The organism is Comamonas sp. (assembly GCF_036643215.1).
Taxonomy (GTDB): domain Bacteria; phylum Pseudomonadota; class Gammaproteobacteria; order Burkholderiales; family Burkholderiaceae_C; genus Comamonas.
The window spans coordinates 72,196-90,466 of sequence record NZ_JAVXSJ010000004.1 but is presented as its reverse complement, the minus strand read 5'-3'; the positions used below and the strand labels follow the sequence as shown (position 1 = coordinate 90,466).

At 57.8% G+C, this 18,271-nt stretch carries 15 protein-coding genes; 7 read left to right on the top strand and 8 right to left on the bottom strand.

Translation table 11 applies throughout. From position 1 onward, the window contains the following. The first annotated feature begins 36 nt into the window (after window positions 1–36). On the top strand, window positions 37–1,167 hold the full coding sequence (mnmA, locus tag RSF91_RS04755; protein ID WP_332567335.1) for a tRNA 2-thiouridine(34) synthase MnmA: 1,131 nt from the start codon (window positions 37–39) through the stop codon (window positions 1,165–1,167). On the opposite strand, the gene RSF91_RS04750 is transcribed toward mnmA, so the two are convergent. Genes RSF91_RS04750 through RSF91_RS04740 form a run of 3 tightly spaced genes read right to left on the bottom strand, consistent with a single transcriptional unit; the run spans window position 1,161 to window position 5,003 of the window. After that, on the bottom strand, window positions 1,161–2,357 hold the full coding sequence (locus tag RSF91_RS04750) for a transcriptional regulator (protein ID WP_332567334.1): 1,197 nt from the start codon (window positions 2,355–2,357) through the stop codon (window positions 1,161–1,163). The two genes, mnmA and RSF91_RS04750, sit on opposite strands and share 7 nt — an antisense overlap. Window positions 2,358–2,375: 18 nt before the next feature. Next, on the bottom strand, window positions 2,376–4,250 hold the full coding sequence (locus RSF91_RS04745) for a sensor histidine kinase (protein ID WP_332567333.1): 1,875 nt from the start codon (window positions 4,248–4,250) through the stop codon (window positions 2,376–2,378). A gap of 60 nt (window positions 4,251–4,310) precedes the next feature. After that, window positions 4,311–5,003 carry a response regulator transcription factor gene (locus RSF91_RS04740; RefSeq protein ID WP_332567332.1) on the bottom strand — a complete coding sequence of 231 codons (693 nt, stop codon included), beginning with the start codon at window positions 5,001–5,003 and terminating at the stop codon, window positions 4,311–4,313. Between the two features lie 287 nt (window positions 5,004–5,290). On the opposite strand from RSF91_RS04740, the gene RSF91_RS04735 reads away from it, so the two are divergent. Further along, window positions 5,291–5,983: a TerC family protein gene (locus RSF91_RS04735; RefSeq protein WP_332567331.1), complete on the top strand. Its 693-nt coding sequence runs from the start codon at window positions 5,291–5,293 to the stop codon at window positions 5,981–5,983. Window positions 5,984–6,052: 69 nt separating this feature from the next. On the opposite strand, the gene RSF91_RS04730 is transcribed toward RSF91_RS04735, so the two are convergent. The 4 genes from RSF91_RS04730 to RSF91_RS04715 all read right to left on the bottom strand — a co-directional run bounded on the left by RSF91_RS04730 (window position 6,053) and on the right by RSF91_RS04715 (window position 11,468). Further along, window positions 6,053–6,478, bottom strand: coding sequence for a barstar family protein (locus tag RSF91_RS04730; RefSeq protein WP_099739304.1), 426 nt, complete (start codon window positions 6,476–6,478; stop codon window positions 6,053–6,055). 142 nt (window positions 6,479–6,620) lie between these two features. Next, entirely contained in the window at window positions 6,621–7,040 is a 420-nt protein-coding gene (locus tag RSF91_RS04725; RefSeq protein WP_099739302.1) for a ribonuclease domain-containing protein, read from the bottom strand. 210 nt (window positions 7,041–7,250) lie between these two features. Beyond that, window positions 7,251–8,741, bottom strand: coding sequence for a sodium/proline symporter PutP (putP, locus tag RSF91_RS04720; protein WP_332567330.1), 1,491 nt, complete (start codon window positions 8,739–8,741; stop codon window positions 7,251–7,253). A gap of 165 nt (window positions 8,742–8,906) precedes the next feature. Further along, window positions 8,907–11,468, bottom strand: coding sequence for a penicillin-binding protein 1A (locus RSF91_RS04715; protein ID WP_332567329.1), 2,562 nt, complete (start codon window positions 11,466–11,468; stop codon window positions 8,907–8,909). A gap of 221 nt (window positions 11,469–11,689) precedes the next feature. Between RSF91_RS04715 and RSF91_RS04710 the strand changes: the two genes are divergently transcribed. Next, window positions 11,690–12,184, top strand: a complete 495-nt coding sequence (locus RSF91_RS04710; protein ID WP_332567328.1) for a glutathione peroxidase — start codon at window positions 11,690–11,692, stop codon at window positions 12,182–12,184. Window positions 12,185–12,508: 324 nt separating this feature from the next. Further along, window positions 12,509–13,405 carry a pirin family protein gene (locus RSF91_RS04705; RefSeq protein ID WP_332567427.1) on the top strand — a complete coding sequence of 299 codons (897 nt, stop codon included), beginning with the start codon at window positions 12,509–12,511 and terminating at the stop codon, window positions 13,403–13,405. Between the two features lie 205 nt (window positions 13,406–13,610). On the opposite strand, the gene RSF91_RS04700 is transcribed toward RSF91_RS04705, so the two are convergent. Then, window positions 13,611–14,021: a winged helix-turn-helix transcriptional regulator gene (locus RSF91_RS04700; protein ID WP_332567327.1), complete on the bottom strand. Its 411-nt coding sequence runs from the start codon at window positions 14,019–14,021 to the stop codon at window positions 13,611–13,613. 167 nt (window positions 14,022–14,188) lie between these two features. On the opposite strand from RSF91_RS04700, the gene RSF91_RS04695 reads away from it, so the two are divergent. The 3 genes from RSF91_RS04695 (at window position 14,189) to RSF91_RS04685 (ending at window position 17,561) form a co-directional block, all read left to right on the top strand. Then, window positions 14,189–15,196 (top strand): zinc-dependent alcohol dehydrogenase family protein, encoded by a 1,008-nt coding sequence (locus RSF91_RS04695; RefSeq protein WP_332567326.1) that lies wholly within the window; start codon window positions 14,189–14,191, stop codon window positions 15,194–15,196. Window positions 15,197–15,733: 537 nt separating this feature from the next. Next, window positions 15,734–16,594, top strand: coding sequence for a DUF6216 family protein (locus RSF91_RS04690; RefSeq protein WP_332567325.1), 861 nt, complete (start codon window positions 15,734–15,736; stop codon window positions 16,592–16,594). Window positions 16,595–16,898: 304 nt separating this feature from the next. Continuing rightward, entirely contained in the window at window positions 16,899–17,561 is a 663-nt protein-coding gene (locus RSF91_RS04685) for a hypothetical protein (protein ID WP_332567324.1), read from the top strand. Window positions 17,562–18,271: the final 710 nt, after the last annotated feature.

Here is an 18,271-nt window from a genome sequence, read left to right as displayed (position 1 = left end):
GCAGCAGTTGACGGGCGCTGGGATAATCGCATACCTATGAGCAACAAGCAGCGTGTCGTGGTGGGTTTGTCGGGCGGTGTGGATTCCGCCGTGACCGCCTATCTTTTGAAAAAGCAGGGCCATGAGGTGGTCGGCATCTTCATGAAGAACTGGGAAGATGACGACGACAGCGAGTTCTGCTCGTCCAACATCGACTTTGTGGATGCTGCGGCGGTGGCGGATGTGATCGGCATCGAGATTGAACATGTCAATTTCGCTGCTGACTACAAGGACCGCGTGTTCGCCGAGTTTCTGCGCGAATACCAGGCAGGCCGCACGCCCAACCCGGACGTGCTGTGCAATGCCGAAATCAAGTTCAAAGCCTTTCTGGACCACGCCCTGCGACTAGGTGCCGAGAAGATTGCTACCGGCCACTACGCTCGCGTGCGGCAGAACCCCGATACGCAGCTGTTTGAACTGCTCAAGGGGTTGGATAACAGCAAGGATCAGAGCTACTTTTTGCACCGCCTGAATCAGGCGCAGCTGTCAAAAGCCATGTTCCCTGTGGGCGAGCTGGAAAAGACCGAGGTGCGCCGCATTGCGGAAGAGATTGGTCTGCCCAATGCCAAGAAGAAGGACTCCACCGGCATTTGCTTTATCGGTGAGCGTCCATTCCGCGACTTTCTGAATCGCTACATCAGCAAAGAGCCGGGTCTGATTCTTGACGACCGCAACCGCAAGCTGGGCAAGCATGTGGGCCTGTCGTTCTACACGCTGGGTCAGCGCTCGGGTCTGGGCATTGGCGGTGTGAAGGAAAAGGGCGCGGCCCGTGGCGCGGGTGAGCATGCTCCCTGGTTTGTGGCGCGCAAGGAGATGGACAAGAACATCCTGCGTGTGGTGCAGGGGCATGACCATCCGCTGCTGCTGTCACACGCACTGGTGGCCGATCAGGTCAGCTGGGTGGCAGGCCATGCGCCGGCCGAAGGTAGGCCATACGGCTCCAAGACCCGCTACCGTCAACCGGATTCGCCCGCGTTGATTTCCAAGGCGACGGCGGATGGCTTCCGTCTGGACTTCCCTGAAGCGCAATGGGCTGTCACGCCCGGCCAGTCTGCCGTGCTGTATGACGGCGATGTCTGCCTGGGCGGCGGCATCATTGCGCAGGTGGATCCTGACGCGGCTCAGTAATCACGGTTTTCGTCAAACCATTGCTGGGCCTGTTTGTCCGTCAGGCCCAGTGATTGGGCCGCTTGCAACTGCGCTAGCTGGTTCACGGCCTGCCCCAGGTCTTCGCGCTCAGTGGTTTCGATGCCTTTGACGGTGTTGAATCGGCAGGTGAAGCCGGCCAGCGCCGTTTGCACATCGTTAAGGCTCTGGGCCACGCTCAGTTGCTGTTCTGCCAGATCGTAGGCTGCATGGCCCATCTTGGCGCGGGCTGCGGGCCAGCCGCTAAACGGCCGCCCATACTCTTTGGCCCACCACTCAGGCTTGCGCAGCTGGCCGACGGCTGCATGCTCTGCCCAGGGGCGTTCTTTGGCGCGGTCCTTGAGCTGCTGGCGCAGGCGTTTGCCGGTGGCTTCTTCCACGTTGTAGGCGACAAAGAAGTCCAGCTCAGGCCATGTCTGCAATGCGGGAAGCCCCTGCAAATGGGGCATTAAGCGCAGTGATAGCGCCTTGAGCTGTGCGCAGCTTGAAAGCAGCGCTAAATCACTGTGATTGCCCCACAGAGCAAGCGATTCCAGCTCTGAAAATTGCAGCAGGCTTTGCAGCGAAATGGCCTGCTTTCCCGCGCCGTTGCCCAGCTCCAGTGTGCTGACTTTCTTCAAAGCGCCCATATCTGGCAACTGCAGTGGTGCATCGGCGGGGTTCTTGCTGGTGGCGGGGTTCAGACTCAGGCTGTCAGGCAGGCCGCCTGTCACTGTGATCTGACTCAGTTGGCCATGCAGATGCAGTCGCAAGCCTTGCTCTGGCAGTTTCAGATGGATATGGCCGAGATTGCCCTGTTGAAGGTGGATGCTCAGTTCACGGATTTTCGACTGGCTGGCATCGATATGCACGTCTTGCTGCAGCTGCGGGTACCAGGTGAAGCCTTCGATGGGGCGGTGCTGCGCCCAGGCAAAAAAGCCGCTGTCATTGCCTGCATAGTAAAAATTGCGCGGCCATGGCGATCCTGCGGGCGTGGCAAAAGGGTCAAAGCAAGGCCACAGCACGGGGGCATCGGCGGCCAGCCACAAATCTGCTTTGGGCAACTGCTCTTTGGGGCCAAAGCTCAGGCTGCCCTGGCCGGGGCTGGTCTTGAGTTTGTGGGCGGTACCTTGCGTCAGCTGCAGGGGGAAGATGCCGTCTTCATGCGGGGTTCCATCGATCAATATGGGCATTTGGCCAGCTTAGCGCAGTTACCAGACGGACTCAGGTGACGATGGTGTCTGTGGCGCAGTGATATGAGGTGCTAGCTTACCGTGCAGCGGTAGGTGAGCCCTGAGCTCGGTACCACCGGGGCTGGATTGCACATCCAGCGTGCCCTGCAGACGCTCCAGCCGCGCCAGCATGCTGCGCATGCCCACTCCCATGCTGTTGATCTGTGTGCTGTGCACATCAAAGCCCGCGCCGTTGTCCACGATCTGTAATTGCAGCGCTTGTGAGGCAGGAATATCCAGGCGTATCTGGACTTTGCTGGCATGGCTGTGCTTGATGACATTGATCAGGGCTTCTTCCAGTACGCGGGTCAGCGTCAGGCATTGAATGGGGCTGGGCGTACGGCTCCAGTGCATGGGCAGCTCCCATTTCACCTGAATGTCCAGCTCCTCAAACAGCCGCGCAAAGCGGTGGCGCAGCGGTGCAAGCCATTGCGTCGGGGTTTCGGGTACCTGAATGGCGGCGCTGGTGCCCGCGTCAATCAGTTGGCGCAGGTCATCACGCATGAGCTTGAGCATGGACAGAACCTGCTTGTTGGGCAGGGGCGTGCTGGTTTGCTCCACCAGCGCAATAGAGCGCACCAGAGATCCGCCCAGACTGTCGTGCAGGTCTTGCGAGATGCGCAGTCTTTCTTGCAGGCGGGAATGGCTGAGCGCCAGCATGTGCTCGCGCTCCAGCGTCTGGCTCAGGTCGTCGCAGGCCTGTGTGACGGTAATGCTCAGCTCGTGGTTGAAGCGCTCGATGCGGCGCATGTTGAGCATGATCTGCCGCCCCAGCACACAGGCCACTACCAGCATGTTCAGCAAGGTGGTGTAGGGGATCAGCGGGCGGTTGTGCTCCAGGGCTTTGTGCAGCATCAAAATGTCGTGCAGACCGATGACCAGATAGAGCAAAAAGCAGGCGCTGAAGATGATGTGCATGGGTGCGCGCGTCTGCATGGCCCGCAAGGGAAACAGCAGGCAGACCAGAAAGCAGATGCCTAACATCACAAGCCAGATAAGGCTGGCTTTGGCCATTTGATCATCGGGCAGCAGCAGAGTCAGCAAGGCTGCAAAGCCGGATAAACCTGCCAGCACTCGCTCGATCCGCGGCAGTCGTAGCTCGCCAAAACGCAGCGTAAAAAGGCAGAAGGTGTAGGTAAAAGCGATGAATGTCAGTAAATTGGCGCGGGCAATGGCCTGCGAACTGGGGAAAATCCAGGGCTCTGTCATCAAGATGTGGCACAGCATCAGCGCCCAGCACAGCAGGTTGAGCGAATACCAGCCATAGACCTTCTGGCCGCGGTTATAGAACCAGGCAAAGGCAAAGAGCAGGGACAGCACGGCGCAGACCGTGAGGCAGATCAGGTAGATCGTGCGCAGATTCCAGGTGGCAGAAGTCGTCCACTCCTTGAGCTCTTCCGGGTGGCCGATGCGAAGCCGGCTCAGCCCCGGCGTCTGCGAGCTGATGCCGTGAATGCGTACCCAGACACTATTGCCCTGTTCTTTGCGCAAGGCCTCGGGCAGCAGCCAGTAGCGCGGCATGTTCCAGCTGCGGCTCAGTGGCTCTAGCAGCGACCTGTCGCGCCAGATCAGCTCGGAGTTGACGAAGACCTCGCCTGCCAGCGTCATGTTGATGATGGCCAGCGCCACGGGCTGATCGCGTCCGCAGGGGCTCTCCCAGTCCACGCGGTACCAGGCAGCGCCGTCATAGCCGGGCCAGCGCTGGTTCCAGTCGTCCAGAAACCCCACATCCGTCCATTGCAAGGTGGCTGCACTGGGTGGTGGCCCCTCTTGCAGGGCCTTGGCGGATTGCCGGGCCACGATTTTGGGCTCGCAAAACAGGTTCAGTGACGTAGCGTCTTGTGCCCACGCCATGCAATGGCTCAGTCCCAGCATGAGTGCAAGTAGCAGGCGAAGCATGTGAGGGCAGGGGCCTTAGCTCAGCAAACCGCGAGCTCTTGCTTCGCTGATTGCCTTGGTGCGTGATGGAACGGCGAGCTTGCGGTAAATGTTCTTCACATGGCATTCCACCGTGTAGCGCGACAGGAACAGCGTTTCGGCAATTTCGCGGTTGGTCATGCCATCGGCCACCAGCTTGAGAATCTGAATTTCCCGGGAGCTGAGCACTGCTTCGGGCGGTACGTCTTTTTGCGCCTCGGTGGAGGCTGGCGCCTGCAGCTCAGCAATGATGCGCCGCGCAATGAAGGGATCTATCGGTGCGCCGCCGCGCAGCACGCTGCGGATGGAGAGCATGACCTCCAGATCGTCGCGCTCCTTGAGCACATACCCGTTGGCCCCGGCGCGCAGGGCCGAGAGAATGGCATCTTCCGTGCTCCAGGCTGAGATGACCAGAATGCCCATGCTGGGGTCAGCGGCTCGCAGCTGGCGAATCAGGTCAATGCCGTTGCCATCAGGCAGGCCTAGATCGACAAGCGCCATGGCCACCGGATGCTCTGCCAGTTGCGCGCGCGCCTGCGCCAGGCTGGCGGTAAAAATCAGAGCCTCGTTGTCATAGCCCAGGCTGCGCAAAATGCTCTCCAGCCGATTGCGGATCAGGGGCTCATCCTCCACCACGATCAAGGGGCTGGGGAGGGTGGATTCAGTTGGAATGGGAAAGCTCTCTGCCATGAAGGAATCCATCTTTATATTTCTGACACGAACTGTTACCGATATCAGGAATTCTGGGAATCACTGAAAACTGGTAATTTCAAAAAATCGACGAGTTTCGTGTGCTTTAAACGCCTGAAGTGCTTCGCAAGCCTGAAATTCCCATGATGCAAGAAGCAATACGCCGACAGCTCATTTTGATACCGGGTAGCTAAACTTTCCCATATTGCTATTCGCGCCTGGCCCCTGAATGTCCGGCGTTTGTCCGGTCAAAGTGGCTTGGACATAGAAATCAGGAACATTTCCCCATGGATGCTTTGCTTGGCGCCGCTTTCTGGATCGGCCTGTTCAAAATTGTCTGGATCGACATCATCCTCTCTGGCGATAACGCGGTGGTGATTGCGCTGGCCACGCGCGGTTTGCCGCCTGAACAGCAAAAGAAGGCGGTGATGTTCGGCTCAGGTGCTGCGGTGCTGTTGCGGGTTGCGCTCACCGTGATCGCTGCGAAGCTGATGCAGCTACCGTTTGTGGAAGTGATTGGCGGCCTGCTGCTGCTATGGATAGGCATGGGCCTGCTCAAGAGTGAAGATGATGCCGCAGACTCTGGCAATGCGGTCAAACAAGGCATGCTGGCGGCGGTACGCACCATCTTGCTGGCAGATTTTGTGATGAGTCTGGATAACGTGATTGCGGTGGCCGCTGCCGCTGGCGGCAATGTGCTGCTGCTGATTCTGGGTCTGGCCATCAGCATTCCGCTGGTGGTCTTTGGCTCCACGCTGATGATCAAGCTCATGGCGCGCTTTCCGATCATCGTGACTCTGGGTGCGGCGCTGATTGGCTGGGTGGCTGGTGAAACCATTGCCAATGACCATGTGCTGCAAGGCTTTGTGCAGGCCCATCCATGGGTGCACTACGCGGCGGCAGCGGCGGGGGCTGTACTGGTGATTTTGCTGGGGAAGTGGATGCAGACCAGAGCGACAGCTCAGACCAAGAACGGCTGAACTTCATCAGACTCTGAAATCAAAAACGCCCGCATTGAATGCGGGCGTTCTGCTATGTATTTCGATAACTCAGAGGAACGAGTAAAAGCAGCGGAAACTGACCTTGCGCTCGGCCCAGAACTCCGCAGTGTCACGGAACACGTCCAGCAACTGCTCGCGCACTTCCTTGTCGAATTTGGGCGTAGTGGGAATCTGATCGAGCACCACGATAAAGCCGGGCTGTGGGCCGGATTTATGAATTGGGTCGGTCATGCAGTCATACAGCGCGTCCCAGTTCTTGCCGAAATGGGCAGGCAGGAAGAATTGCGTCGCCAGCAGCTCGAAGATATCGGCCTTGGTCTGCGCATGCGCGAGATTGGCATAGAGAAAGTGAGCGCCCAAAGTCTCAGCGGCGGCTTGTAAATCAGGGATGCGATAGGCGCGAATGGATTGAACAATGTTCGTACGAACATTGCGCAAAGGGGTATCCGACGGCTTACGAAGTGGCGTGTCCATCTCCGTGATTCTTTCTAAAAACATCAATACTGGTGGCAGCAGCGGTACTGACAGATCTGTAGGCGATCTGCGCAAACCACTGCTGCGGAATTCAAAAGGGCAAAAGCCGGGGGGTGAAAGGCTCGCAGGCCGTCTTCAAGGTTCATTGGACGATCTGTTGAAAGCTGTTGTAGTGGTCGCCGGTATAAAAACAGGCATCTGGCAACTGGGGCTCCAGCCCTCCGCAGACGATGCGCCGCGCACCGCGGTTTCTGGCGCCGGGAGTGCGTACCGTGTATTCGCGGTAGTAGCCCCGTGACTGGCGCGGCAGTATGCGTTCGCGGTTGCCGAAGACCGAGCCATCTTTGTCGCTGCTGAAGGGACCACCCTGCAGAATGCGAGCATAGGTGGTGCGGCCATCGCGCGGCAAATCGGCCAGGGTAATCGTTTCAAACCCGGGGGCGGTGGTGCTGACCTCAGGCGCTTTGCGCGCCAACGCCGAGGGAGATGCAAGCGCAAAAGCGGCACCCAACATCAACGCTAAACCCGTCTGATACACCTTGGCTGCAGCGGCCTTGAGCATTCACTAAACCTTTCAGAATCTCAGGTAATGCCTGAAATTTCGACCCGCAAGTGTGACGGATAGGCATCAAAATTGCAAGGCGTGCCTGTTTTTTATACAGCGCGAGGGTGGCTGTTTGCTGTCGATGAATGAGCGTCTTCTGATTGCCTGCCCTGGAAAAAAGCCCTGCAGGCGTGGGCCATGCAGGGCTTGTGCGGATCTCGAAAGCGCTTATTCGCCGTGGGCGGCGATCTCGGCCTCTACCTCTTTGTGTTTGGCAGCGATGCTGGCGGAAGGTGCTTTGTCCAGCAGGCTGAATACTACGATTGCGATAGCAGACAGCGCAAACCCAGGAACGATTTCATAGAGTTTGAACCACTGAAAGTGCTGCCAGATCAGCACTGTGACCGCGCCGACGATCATGCCGGCCAGCGCGCCATTGCGCGTCATGCGGCTCCAGAGCAGCGAGATCAGCACCAGCGGGCCAAAGGCAGCACCAAAGCCCGCCCATGCGTTGCTGACCATGCCCAGTACCTTGGCGTCGGGGTCCTGGGCGATGACGATGGCAATCAAGGCAATGGCAAACACCATGGCGCGGCCAAACCAGACCAGTTGCTTCTGGCTGGCGTTCTTGTTCAAAAAGGTTTTGTAGATGTCTTGCGTGAGCGCGCTGGAGCACACCAGCAACTGGCAAGACAGGGTGCTCATCACGGCAGCCAGCACGGCGGCCAGCAGCACGCCAGCAATCCATGGGTTAAACAGCAGCTTGGTGACTTCAAGGAACACGTTTTCGCTGTTGGCATTCACGCCTGCGGCCAGATCAGGGCGGCTGGCAAAGAAGGCAATGCCGAAGAAGCCCACGGCCACGGCTCCGCCAAGGCACAGCACCATCCACGTCATGCCGATGCGGCGGGCGCTGGGGATGGTCTTGAGTGACTCGGCCGCCATGAAACGCACCAGAATATGGGGCTGACCGAAATAGCCCAGACCCCATGCCAGCAGCGAGATGATGGCAATCGCGCCATGGCCCTGGAACATGTCAAAAGCGCCGCTGCGTGCGGTTTCAATGATGGCTGTGCTGGGGCCAATGCCGCCGTCGGAATAGATCACCATCAGCGGGGCCAGAATCAGCGCCGTAATCATCAGCGCGGCCTGAATGGTGTCTGTCCAGCTCACGGCCAGAAAGCCGCCGATGAACACATAGGCCATGGTGGCCACGGCACCCACCCACAGGGCGGTCTGGTAGCTCATGCCGAACATGCTTTCGAACAGGCGGGCACCGGCCACCACGCCCGAGGCGCAGTAGATGGTGAAGAACACCAGAATCACCAGTGCGGTCACGATGCGCAACAGGCTGCTTTGGTCTTCAAAACGGTTGGTGAAGTAGTCGGGCAGCGTCAGCGCATTGCCCACCTTCTCGGTATAAACGCGCAGGCGCGCCGCCACAAAGCGCCAGTTGAACCATGCGCCAATGCACAGGCCAATGGCAATCCACGAAGCGGACAGCCCTTGGGTAAACACCGCACCGGGCAGACCCATGAGCAGCCAGCCGCTCATGTCCGATGCGCCCGCCGACAAGGCGGTGACCACCGGGCCCAGACTGCGTCCGCCCAGAATGTAGTCAGACAGATTGGTCGTGGCTTTGTAGCCTGCCCAGCCGATGAACAGCATGCCCAGCAGGTAGATGGCAAAGGTGACGAGGGTTGGCGTATTGGCGGTCATGTCGGCTCCGGATAGGCGCTGCGCGCTATCAACATGTGAGTGTTATGTTGAGCGAAAACAAATCCGCCAGGGGGCCTCTGGGTGAGAGGCAACCTGGCGGATGTCAGACGTCAATTGGACCAGCTATTCGACAGCCCAGTAGCGTATGTGGCTGAAAGGCAGTGCCTACCTTGAATCGGCTGGTGCATTCAGCGGCACAGCAGGCGGCAGCGCCGTGCCTATATCGCTCCAGCTGGAAGGTGCTGGCATTCTGGCGGGCGCAGGGGGCTGAGCAGGCGCTGGGGTTGGTGCAGGCAAGGCATCGCTGGGCGCCAGCCCCGGGCTGCTGTCCAGATCGGGCGGCTGGCCACTGCGATCAGGGCTGGCTGGCGGGGTGGAGGACGAGTTGGCAGAGGGCGGCGCAGCAGGTGTGCTCTCGATGATGTCAGCATCGCTGCCCTTGTTTTGCGGCGCAGGGGCAGAAGGCGCTGCTGGCGCAGCGCGCTCATGCTTGTCGCTGACTTCTTCATCGCTGCTGCTCCACTCCTGGACCTTATCGCGCAGGCGGCCCACCAGATCGCTCCACCAGTGCGAGGTATTGGGCTCTGTAAAGTGGGCCTTGGCATTGAGCATGGGACTGCGCAGCGCGCGCGACATGAAGTCGCCCACCATGGGCAGGGCGCTGCGCGAGCCTTGGCCCCACTGGTCGCTCTTGAGGCTGATGCGCGAGTCATTGAAGCCCGCCCATGCGCCGGCCACTATCTGCGGGTGCATGAGGATGAACCAGCCGTCCGCATTGCCCTGCGTGGTGCCGGTCTTGCCCGCCACATCGGCGCGAATGCCGTACTGCTTGCGAATGGCGCGGCCCGTGCCTTTGTCGATGACGGCGCGCATCATCTCCAGCAGGCCGTAGTTCTCTTCCTCGTCCCAGACCGCATCGGGCTTGGGTGGGGTGAACTCGGCCAGCAATTCTCCATCGGCGTTCTCAATGCGTGTGACCAGTTGCGGGGGGGTGTAGCGGCCCGAGTTGGCAATGCTGCCGTAGGCGTTGACCATCTCCAGCAGCGTCACAGGGCTGGAGCCCAGCGCCAGCGAGGGCACAGCCTCCAGCGGGCTCTGGCGCACGCCGAGACCACGGGCCAGCTTGATCACGCGGTCCATGCCCACTTCTTGTCCCAGCTCGGCGGTGATGGTGTTCTTGGAGTAGGCCAGCGCATCGGTCAGCGTGATGGGCATGCCCGTGGGGGCCACGGCATCGCTGGGACGCCAGACCTCGCCGCCGGGCAGCTTGATCTCCACTTCCTCATCCTTGCGCGTGTCGCTCGGCTTGGCACCTTGCTGCAGGGCTGCGCCATACACAAAGGGCTTGAAGGTGGAGCCGGGTTGACGGCGGGCCTGTGCCACATGGTCAAACGCATCCAGCGCATAGTCGCGGCTGCCTACCCAGGCCAGCACGGCGGATGTACGCGGGTCCATGGCCAGAAATCCGGCTTGGATGCGGGTCTTGTCCTCGCGCAGCTTCTTCATGAAGGGCTTATCGGACTGCAGCTTCTTGATGGCCTCTTCCTCGCTCACCGTTTCGGCTTTGCCCGTGCGGGTGAGCTTGCGGAACTCATCGCTCTCGTGCACCAGTTGCAGCACCAGTGGGTTGTCGGTGCTCCAGCCATCGCGGTGGCTCCAGTTGGTGTTAGCAATGCCTTGCAGCGTGTTCATCTGGCGGTTCACCGCCTGCTGCGCCCAGTTCTGCAGGCGCGAATCCAGCGTGGTGCGCACCACCAGACCATCGGTGTAGATGTTGTAGTCGTGCTTGTCCGCCCATGCGATCAGCCATTTGCGCAGCTGCTGCGAAAAATGGGGGGCCATGCCTGTGGGCTCTTCCTGGCGCTCAAAGTCCAGCCGCATGGGGCGCTTTTTCAGGCGCTCAAACTCTTCGTCTTTCAGTTCGCCGCGCTTGACCATCTGGCTCAGCACCGTGTTGCGCCGGGCAATGGCACGGTCCGGGTTGATGACGGGGTTGTAGTAGGCATTGCCCTTGAGCATGCCCACCAGCGTGGCGCTTTCCAGCACCGTCAGCTTGGCGGCTGGTTTGTCGAAATACGTGCGCGCTGCCATCTCAATGCCGTAGGCGTTATAGAGAAAGGGCACGGTGTTGAGATAGGTCTCGAGAATCTCGTCCTTGGTATAGAGCGCCTCAATCTTGAAGGCGGTAATCGCCTCCTTAAGCTTGCGGTTCACATTGCGCGCGCGGCCTATCTCTGTGGGGTAGAGATTGCGGGCCAGCTGTTGCGTGATGGTGGAGCCGCCCTGCGGATTGCCGTTGAGCGTATGAATGACCGATCCCGCCGTGCGGGTGAAGTCCATGCCATGGTGCTCATAAAAGCGGTGGTCTTCTGTGGCGACCAGCGCCTTCACCACGGCGGGTGAGATTTGCTCCAGCGATACCCACTGGCGGTTGCTGCGCTTGAACTCGCCCAGTAGCTTGCCGTCTGCGCTCAAAATTTGGGCAGGCTGATCGAGCTTGGCCTTGCGGATATCGCTGATGCTGGGCGTGAACGGAATCAGCAGCAGCACATAGACGATGAACAGCAGCGGCAGCGCCACCGCCAATCGTAGCCACTCGCGCCTCGTGGGCCAGCGACGCCACCAGGGCAGGGCCTCAACGCGCTGACCCAGCGCAGAAGCACGAGCGCGTGACCACAGTGCCGAGACACGCGGAACCCATTTTTCTTTTAATTCGTTCAAGGACAAACGCACGTTGCATGGTGGCCCGCCAAGGGCCGCAAGAAGGCAAGACTGCGAAGAATGCCCAAAAAACAGGCGCTCTGCTTGCGGTGATCGGTTTTTCTATGGTCGCAGCCCCGGTATTGTCTGCCTAGCCTGCGCAGACAGGGTTGTTTCTGGCTGTGAGAGCCAATACAAGCTGCATTAAGCTTGGCCCTTCACATCGCAGCAGCGACAGGAGCCCCAGCATGAGCAACACCGCCCACAGCCTCTACGACTTTGAAGCCACCGACATTCAGGGCTGCAGCGTGCCCCTGTCGCAGTACAAGGGCAAGGCGCTGCTGATTGTGAACACCGCCAGCGCCTGCGGCTTCACGCCCCAGTACAAAGGGCTGCAGGCCTTGCATGAGCAATATGGCGACCAGGGCTTGGTGGTGCTGGGTTTCCCCTGCAACCAGTTTGGTGCCCAGGAGAAAGGCACGGACGATGAAATCGCCAGCTTCTGTGAGCTGAACTTCGGCGTCAGCTTTCCTCTCATGCACAAGATCGACGTCAACGGCGACGGCGCGCACCCGCTGTACCGCTGGCTCACGGCGCAGGCACCGGGTGTACTGGGCACCAAATCCATTAAATGGAACTTCACCAAATTTCTGGTGGGTCGTGACGGCCAGGTGATTCGCCGCTACGCACCCCAGGACAAGCCCGAAAAATTGGCTGCCGATATTCAGACGGCACTGGCCTGATTTATCAAAATTAATGGCTGCATCGCTTTTTGCACTATTGCTGCTAATTGCCAGCAGGTAATACCTTGCGCGCGAATGCAGCGAATTCGCTGTCAGCACACTTAGGGTGGCTTTATCCGTCAAATTTTGATATTCGTTTAATCATTGTTCTAAAAATAGAACTGTGAATAGAATATTGTTGACTTTTTCCTTCTTTGTTCTGAATTTATACTTTGTACCATGTTTAATTGATCGTTAACGTCTATCGGTTGACGATCTTCAAAAGCGATTGACTTATTGATGCTTGGCGTGCGCTCTGTTGGTCGTGCAAAGGAGAATGCCGTGCTGAAAAAAATTCTGGGTGTTTACGAAGCTCCTCGTCCCCACTGGGTCGGCAATGGTTTTCATGTCCGCTCGCTGTTCAGCTATGGTGATCATGGTCGGGCACTCAGCCCCTTTTTGCTGCTGGACCACGCGGCTCCCGAAGACTTTACGCCCACCACCGAGCGTCGTGGCGTGGGCACCCATCCCCACCGTGGCTTTGAAACCGTGACCATCGTCTATGACGGTGAATTGGCGCATCGCGACTCCACTGGCGCGGGCGGTACCATCGGCCCCGGCGATGTGCAGTGGATGACGGCTGGTGCAGGCATTCTGCACGAAGAGTTCCACTCCGACGCCTTTGCCAGCACCGGCGGCCCCATGGAAATGGTGCAGCTCTGGGTCAACCTGCCTGCCAAGGACAAGATGTCCCCGCCCGGCTACCAGACCCTGCTGAACGCCGACATTCCCCAGGTTGAACTGCCCGATGGCGCGGGTTCACTGCGCGTGATCGCCGGTGACTACGCTGGGGCCCAGGGTCCTGCACGCACCTTCACGCCCATCAATGTCTGGGACATGCGGCTGAAAGCCGGTGCCAAGGCTGAATTCAAGGCCCAGCCCGGCCACACGCTGGCGCTGGTCGTGCAGCACGGCACTGTGCTTATCAACGGCAAGGAAGTGGCGCGCGCCGGTCAGCTGGTGCATCTCGATCGTGATGACGACACCGTGCAGTTTGAAGCGAATAACGACGTCACGCTGCTGTGGCTTTCGGGTGAGCCGATCAACGAGCCGGTAGTGGGTTACGGCCCATTCGTGATGAACAGCGATGAAGAAATCGCTCAGGCCATGGACGACTTCCGCAGCGGCCGCTTCGGACGTATTCCTGCTGCTGAGCGCACCAGCGCGGCTACCAACCATTAATAGTGCAGTGCCAGCTCGCGCAGCTGGTGCAATGACAGCTAAGGTCTGGGCGCACTGTTCAGTGCCCGCATCCTTGACGATCGCAACCTGATCAGCAGCTACCCCCTTGACCTGAACAAAAGCCCGCAAGCTGCTGCAGTCTGCGGGCTTTTTTTGCGGGTGCTTATTTCAATTTGATAGCTGACAGCGCTTGTATATCAAAGGCCTAAGCCATTTTTTGTGCGATATCTGGGGCGCAAAGGGCTGATGCCTCTGCATTGGCCTCTGCATCGTCATGCAGCGGCTCGGTTGCGTCAAAACGCTGGCTGTAGCCCTGGCCCCAGTTGCGCATGGCAATCAGCACCGGCTGCAGGCTGCGGCCCAGCTCCGTCAGCTCATAGTCCACGCGCGGCGGCACCTCGGCATACACAGTGCGCTGGACAATGGCAGCCTCTTCCAGCTCGCGCAGCTGCAGGGTCAGCATGCGCTGGGTGATACCGCCGATGCTGCGGCCCAGCTCGCCAAAGCGCTTTTTGCCGTGCAGCAGGTGAAAGAGGATGATGGGCTTCCACGTTCCGCCCATGACTGCCAGCGTCACCTCTACGGCGCAGCCGCTCTTGCTGTTCAGGCGTTTCATGGGGCCTCCGCTGCTCGTTCAAAAGATAGCGCCATCCTAGCGTCCGTCTGCGTTGGCGCATTACTTACATTTTTAATACTACCCAACAAATATGTTGGTGCTGGCGCGCTGCAACCTTTGGCGGCACCATGCACGGCATCTGTACTTCACGCCCTTGAGGAGCCTCCATGAAAGTCATGCAACTTGCCGCCCCCGGCGGATTCGAGAATCTGAAGCTGGCCGATCTGCCCGCGCCTTCAGCCCCTGCGGCCGGTGAGATTCAGGTGCGCATTTACGCCAGCTCGCTCAACTACCACGACCTGGGCGTGGTGCGCCGCCCCGGCGCGGCCGCCGATGGTCGCATTCCCATGGCCGACGGCGCAGGCGTCGTCACCGCCGTGGGCGCAGGCGTGAGCGAATTTGCCGTGGGTGATGCCGTGGTCTCCACCTTCTTCCCGCAATGGCTGTCGGGCCGCAAGGTGCCGTCGGACTTCCAGTTGGTCCCCGGTGATGGTGTGGACGGCTTTGCGCGTGAACTCGTCAATCTTCCCGCCACTAGCTTCACCCACTCCCCCAAGGGTTGGAGCCATGCCGAAGCCGCCACGCTCACCACCGCTGGCCTCACCGCCTGGCGTGCGCTGGTGGTGGATGGCGGCATTCAGGCTGGCGACACCGTGCTGGTGCTGGGCACGGGCGGCGTCTCCATCTTTGCGCTGCAAATGGCCAAGAGCATGAGCGCGCAAGTCATCGCCACCACATCCAGCCATGCCAAGGCCGAGCAGCTAAAGGCTCTGGGGGCCGATGTGGTCATCAATTACCAGGACACCCCTGAGTGGGGCGACGCGGTCCTTGCCGCCACCGGCGGGCGCGGCGCTGACATCGTGGTCGAAGTGGGCGGCCCCGGCACGCTGCCCCAGTCCATCCGCGCCTGCACCGTGGGCGGACATATCGCGCTGATTGGCGTGCTGACCGGTATTGCCGGTGCCGTGCCAACTCTGGAGCTGATGCGCAAGCAGCAAACCCTCAAGGGCCTGATCGTCGGCAGCCGCGAGCAGCAACAAGACATGGTGCGGGCGCTGGAGAACTTTGGCTGGAAGCCTGTGATCGACAGCCGCTACCCTCTGGAAAAAATGGTGGATGCGTTTACGCATCAGGCGGCGGGCAAGCATTTCGGCAAGATTTGCCTGGAATATTGATCGCTAATGGCGCTTTGTGCGCCTTGATTGAGAGCAGATCGGGCATGTGATTCCTTTGGGGTCACATGCCCGATTTGTTTGCCGAGGCCTTGCAGGCGAAGTTTCTACCCTTGAGGACCAAGCTGAATATATTTTGATAGCCGCCAGCGCTTGATGTGATTACGTTAGAAGCGGATTTGTCTTGAAACCGTTTTTTGACGACTCGTCTTCTGTCAAAGAAAAACGCATCCTGAATATCAACCGCAATCAATATCCGAAATAAAGCCAAAACCGCATTACAGCCAATGTGAGCGACAGCTTTAATCGTTTTTGCAAGATTCAAAAAGGCTTAATCGGCTATAAACACCTCATTCTCGAAACAAGAAGATACAAGTAAGAGGTGGAGGCAATGGCGGTATTAATACCCGCGCTCGGCAGTTGCGCGGGGCGAATGACCAGCGGTGAAATTGGGTGCGATGGGTCTGCTAGTGGGCAGCTGATGCACTGCTACCCAGGCTGTGGCAGCTTGTCGCAATCCCTGCCGGCGTGGAGAAGCGGATGGATGTAAGCAGTATTTCCCTGGGGATCGGTTCGCTAGGGCAATGGGCTACTTTCGCCTCATTGGCGCTACCGGTGGTGTTTGCTCTTAGCTTGATTTTTGTCATGTGGCGCACGCAATCGCTGCACTTTTTGGTGCGCCGTTTCTGGCTGCTGGTTCATGGCAAAAAAGACATTCCAGACGCAAACATCCGCGCCTTTGTCGAGGAGCAGACCAGTCTTTATGCCTTCCGCCTTTTCTCCGGTGTCAAGGTTGGTACTTTGGAAAGTGCCAAGCAACTCATGGCTTGGTGCCAGCAGCACAGCGTGCCCATGGCACAAATCAGCCTGTGCGGCGACTGCTTCGATCCGGATAAGCGCAAGGTGGTGGAGAAGCACATTCCTCCCAGGTGGCGGATCATCGGTAAATTTTGTCTATGTATGTGCTTTGTTATTTTTGGTGTGCTCAGTGCAGGAGCTACCTTTGTGAAGGCCTCTGTGCTTCAAATCAAGGCCACAGATCGCTTGGTGCTCATGAGTGAAAGCCATGCACGAGTGCTATCTCCTCTCCCAATGTTTAGCGGCCGCCTTGATATTGGTGATTGCAGCAAGCAGTTTCCTGCGCGCATTGAGCGTACGCATTTGACAGCTCAGGAGGTCGAAATTTTGTGCGGGATCATGAAAAATCCTGAATGGGGAGGTCAGGTCAAACCTTTGATTTCAGAGCAGCGCTGGATTTTTTTCTGGCTGATGCTGATGTTTGTTGGTCTGATTTATTTGGATTTCCTCAAACTTTCCAAATGGCAGGCCGCAAAGGCTTTGCTTGAGCGAAATCTCTCGGAGGAAGGGCCAGCTTGTGTGGGTTTATCAGAGAAACAGTGACTTTGTGCTTGGCCCCTCAAAGCGAAATTTCAATCTGAAAAGCAAAGACTTGCCGCAACGCTCTAACAAACACGCGGGGGACTTCAAGCCCGAAAAGACTCCATTAAGGTCATGACCATGCATGGTAGCAAAGGGCTGGAGTAGCCGGTGGTGGCAGTTGTGACTTCTGATTAAGAGCGCAAGGCATGGGATGTGAAGAAGGATGGGTCGTTGGAGGCTAGGTTGGTTTATGTGGCGACAACTCGCGCAACATATAAAGCAATTCAAGTTTGATTTTGATGTGTTTTTTTAAGAGGAGGTATGTATGGAACCTAAGATTACGGCAAATAAACTTGGTGAATATCTGACAGCTTCAGCCCGGAGGAGAAGAAGCATTATTAAAACTCTTCAAGAGGAAGGTGGATTTGCAGCAATGCATTACACAGATGCACGAAATGCAATTTGTGATTATTTGTCTGGAAATATATCATCCAAGCAGCTCTTGGAAAAATCCAATGAACTTAAAAATTATGTATCAGATAATAATTTTACACAGAGCACAAAAAATGCATCAGGTGCAGCTATTGAAGATTTTATTGATCTAGAAGACGAAATAGTTGTTAAAAATTGCATAATTAAAAAAGGCTCTGAATTTCAAGAGAACTCAATTGAAGTATCTGGTGTAAAGGTTGGAGCAAAGCCGGATTTAATGCTAATCTCTGCAGAAACGGAAGAGGTGGTGGGGTGCATTAAATTTCACTTTTCACAAAGTGCTAGCTTAGATAAAGATGCTGCCGAATATACTGCCACAATAATGAAAAAGCATTTGGAAGATAATTATGCTAGTGGGAATAAAATTGATCCCAAAAAAGTATTAATAATTGATAATCCCACGGGCGAAATTTATGAGGCTCCAAAATCTACAAAAAGTCGCTTAAAAGATATAGAAGCAGGGTGTGAAGAGATTTTTGCAAGATGGGATGCATAAAGTTTCTTTTTAATTGAGGACAGAGGGCGGGTCTCGGCCCGCCAGCCGACCTACTTTCTGGCGTGCCAGAAAGTAGGCAAAGAACACAGCCCCTACTTCCCACGTCCCTCCGCTTCGCTGTGGGCAACCTGCGTCGCCAACCTCTTGGGACTGTGCGGCAAAACTCACTGCGTGCCTTCAGCACTTCGTTCAAACAGGTTGCCGCAAGTCAGATCATGAAGCGGCTGCACTCTGCGGTGCAGCCGCCAGCCCCAAGAGGCCGCCGTCGCAGGCGTGGGCACAAGGGGCGAGATACCGAATGCGGGATAGCTTCTTTAATAAATTGATAGCTGCTTGCGCAATATGAGTAAGCGCCAGAGGCTAATTTCGTCACAAATCTGGCGGGCCGTCCGTACCCGTCCCCACCCGTGTGTCTGCGCCTGCGGCACGCGGTTCGGGCTGTGGGCATTGGCACCGCAGAGTGCCAATGCATCGTGATCTGACTTGCCGCCGTTTGTTTGAGCGAAGCGCTGCAAGCGCGAAGCGAGTTGGGCGGCACCGCAGACTGAATGGCGTGACGCAGGTTTTCCCGTAGCGAAGCGCAGGGACGCAGACAGTCGGGTCGCATTCTTTGGGTTACGTTTCTTGTGCGAGCAAGAAAGGTAACTCGCCTGCCGGGGCGACCCCCGGCCTCTGTCGTGAACGGCGATAAAGCGCTAATTTTGATAGCC

What these genes read in the sequence shown, in the direction of transcription:
- RSF91_RS04745 (WP_332567333.1), bottom strand. Translation starts at nt 4,250, where the DNA reads ATGGCGTGGGCACAAGACGCTACGTCACTGAACCTGTTTTGCGAGCCC.
- RSF91_RS04695 (WP_332567326.1), top strand. Translation starts at nt 14,189, where the DNA reads ATGAAAGTCATGCAACTTGCCGCCCCCGGCGGATTCGAGAATCTGAAG.
- mnmA (WP_332567335.1), top strand. Translation starts at nt 37, where the DNA reads ATGAGCAACAAGCAGCGTGTCGTGGTGGGTTTGTCGGGCGGTGTGGAT.
- putP (WP_332567330.1), bottom strand. Translation starts at nt 8,741, where the DNA reads ATGACCGCCAATACGCCAACCCTCGTCACCTTTGCCATCTACCTGCTG.
- RSF91_RS04685 (WP_332567324.1), top strand. Translation starts at nt 16,899, where the DNA reads ATGGAACCTAAGATTACGGCAAATAAACTTGGTGAATATCTGACAGCT.
- RSF91_RS04710 (WP_332567328.1), top strand. Translation starts at nt 11,690, where the DNA reads ATGAGCAACACCGCCCACAGCCTCTACGACTTTGAAGCCACCGACATT.
- RSF91_RS04740 (WP_332567332.1), bottom strand. Translation starts at nt 5,003, where the DNA reads ATGGCAGAGAGCTTTCCCATTCCAACTGAATCCACCCTCCCCAGCCCC.
- RSF91_RS04750 (WP_332567334.1), bottom strand. Translation starts at nt 2,357, where the DNA reads ATGCCCATATTGATCGATGGAACCCCGCATGAAGACGGCATCTTCCCC.
- RSF91_RS04690 (WP_332567325.1), top strand. Translation starts at nt 15,734, where the DNA reads ATGGATGTAAGCAGTATTTCCCTGGGGATCGGTTCGCTAGGGCAATGG.
- RSF91_RS04700 (WP_332567327.1), bottom strand. Translation starts at nt 14,021, where the DNA reads ATGAAACGCCTGAACAGCAAGAGCGGCTGCGCCGTAGAGGTGACGCTG.
- RSF91_RS04730 (WP_099739304.1), bottom strand. Translation starts at nt 6,478, where the DNA reads ATGGACACGCCACTTCGTAAGCCGTCGGATACCCCTTTGCGCAATGTT.
- RSF91_RS04735 (WP_332567331.1), top strand. Translation starts at nt 5,291, where the DNA reads ATGGATGCTTTGCTTGGCGCCGCTTTCTGGATCGGCCTGTTCAAAATT.
- RSF91_RS04725 (WP_099739302.1), bottom strand. Translation starts at nt 7,040, where the DNA reads ATGCTCAAGGCCGCTGCAGCCAAGGTGTATCAGACGGGTTTAGCGTTG.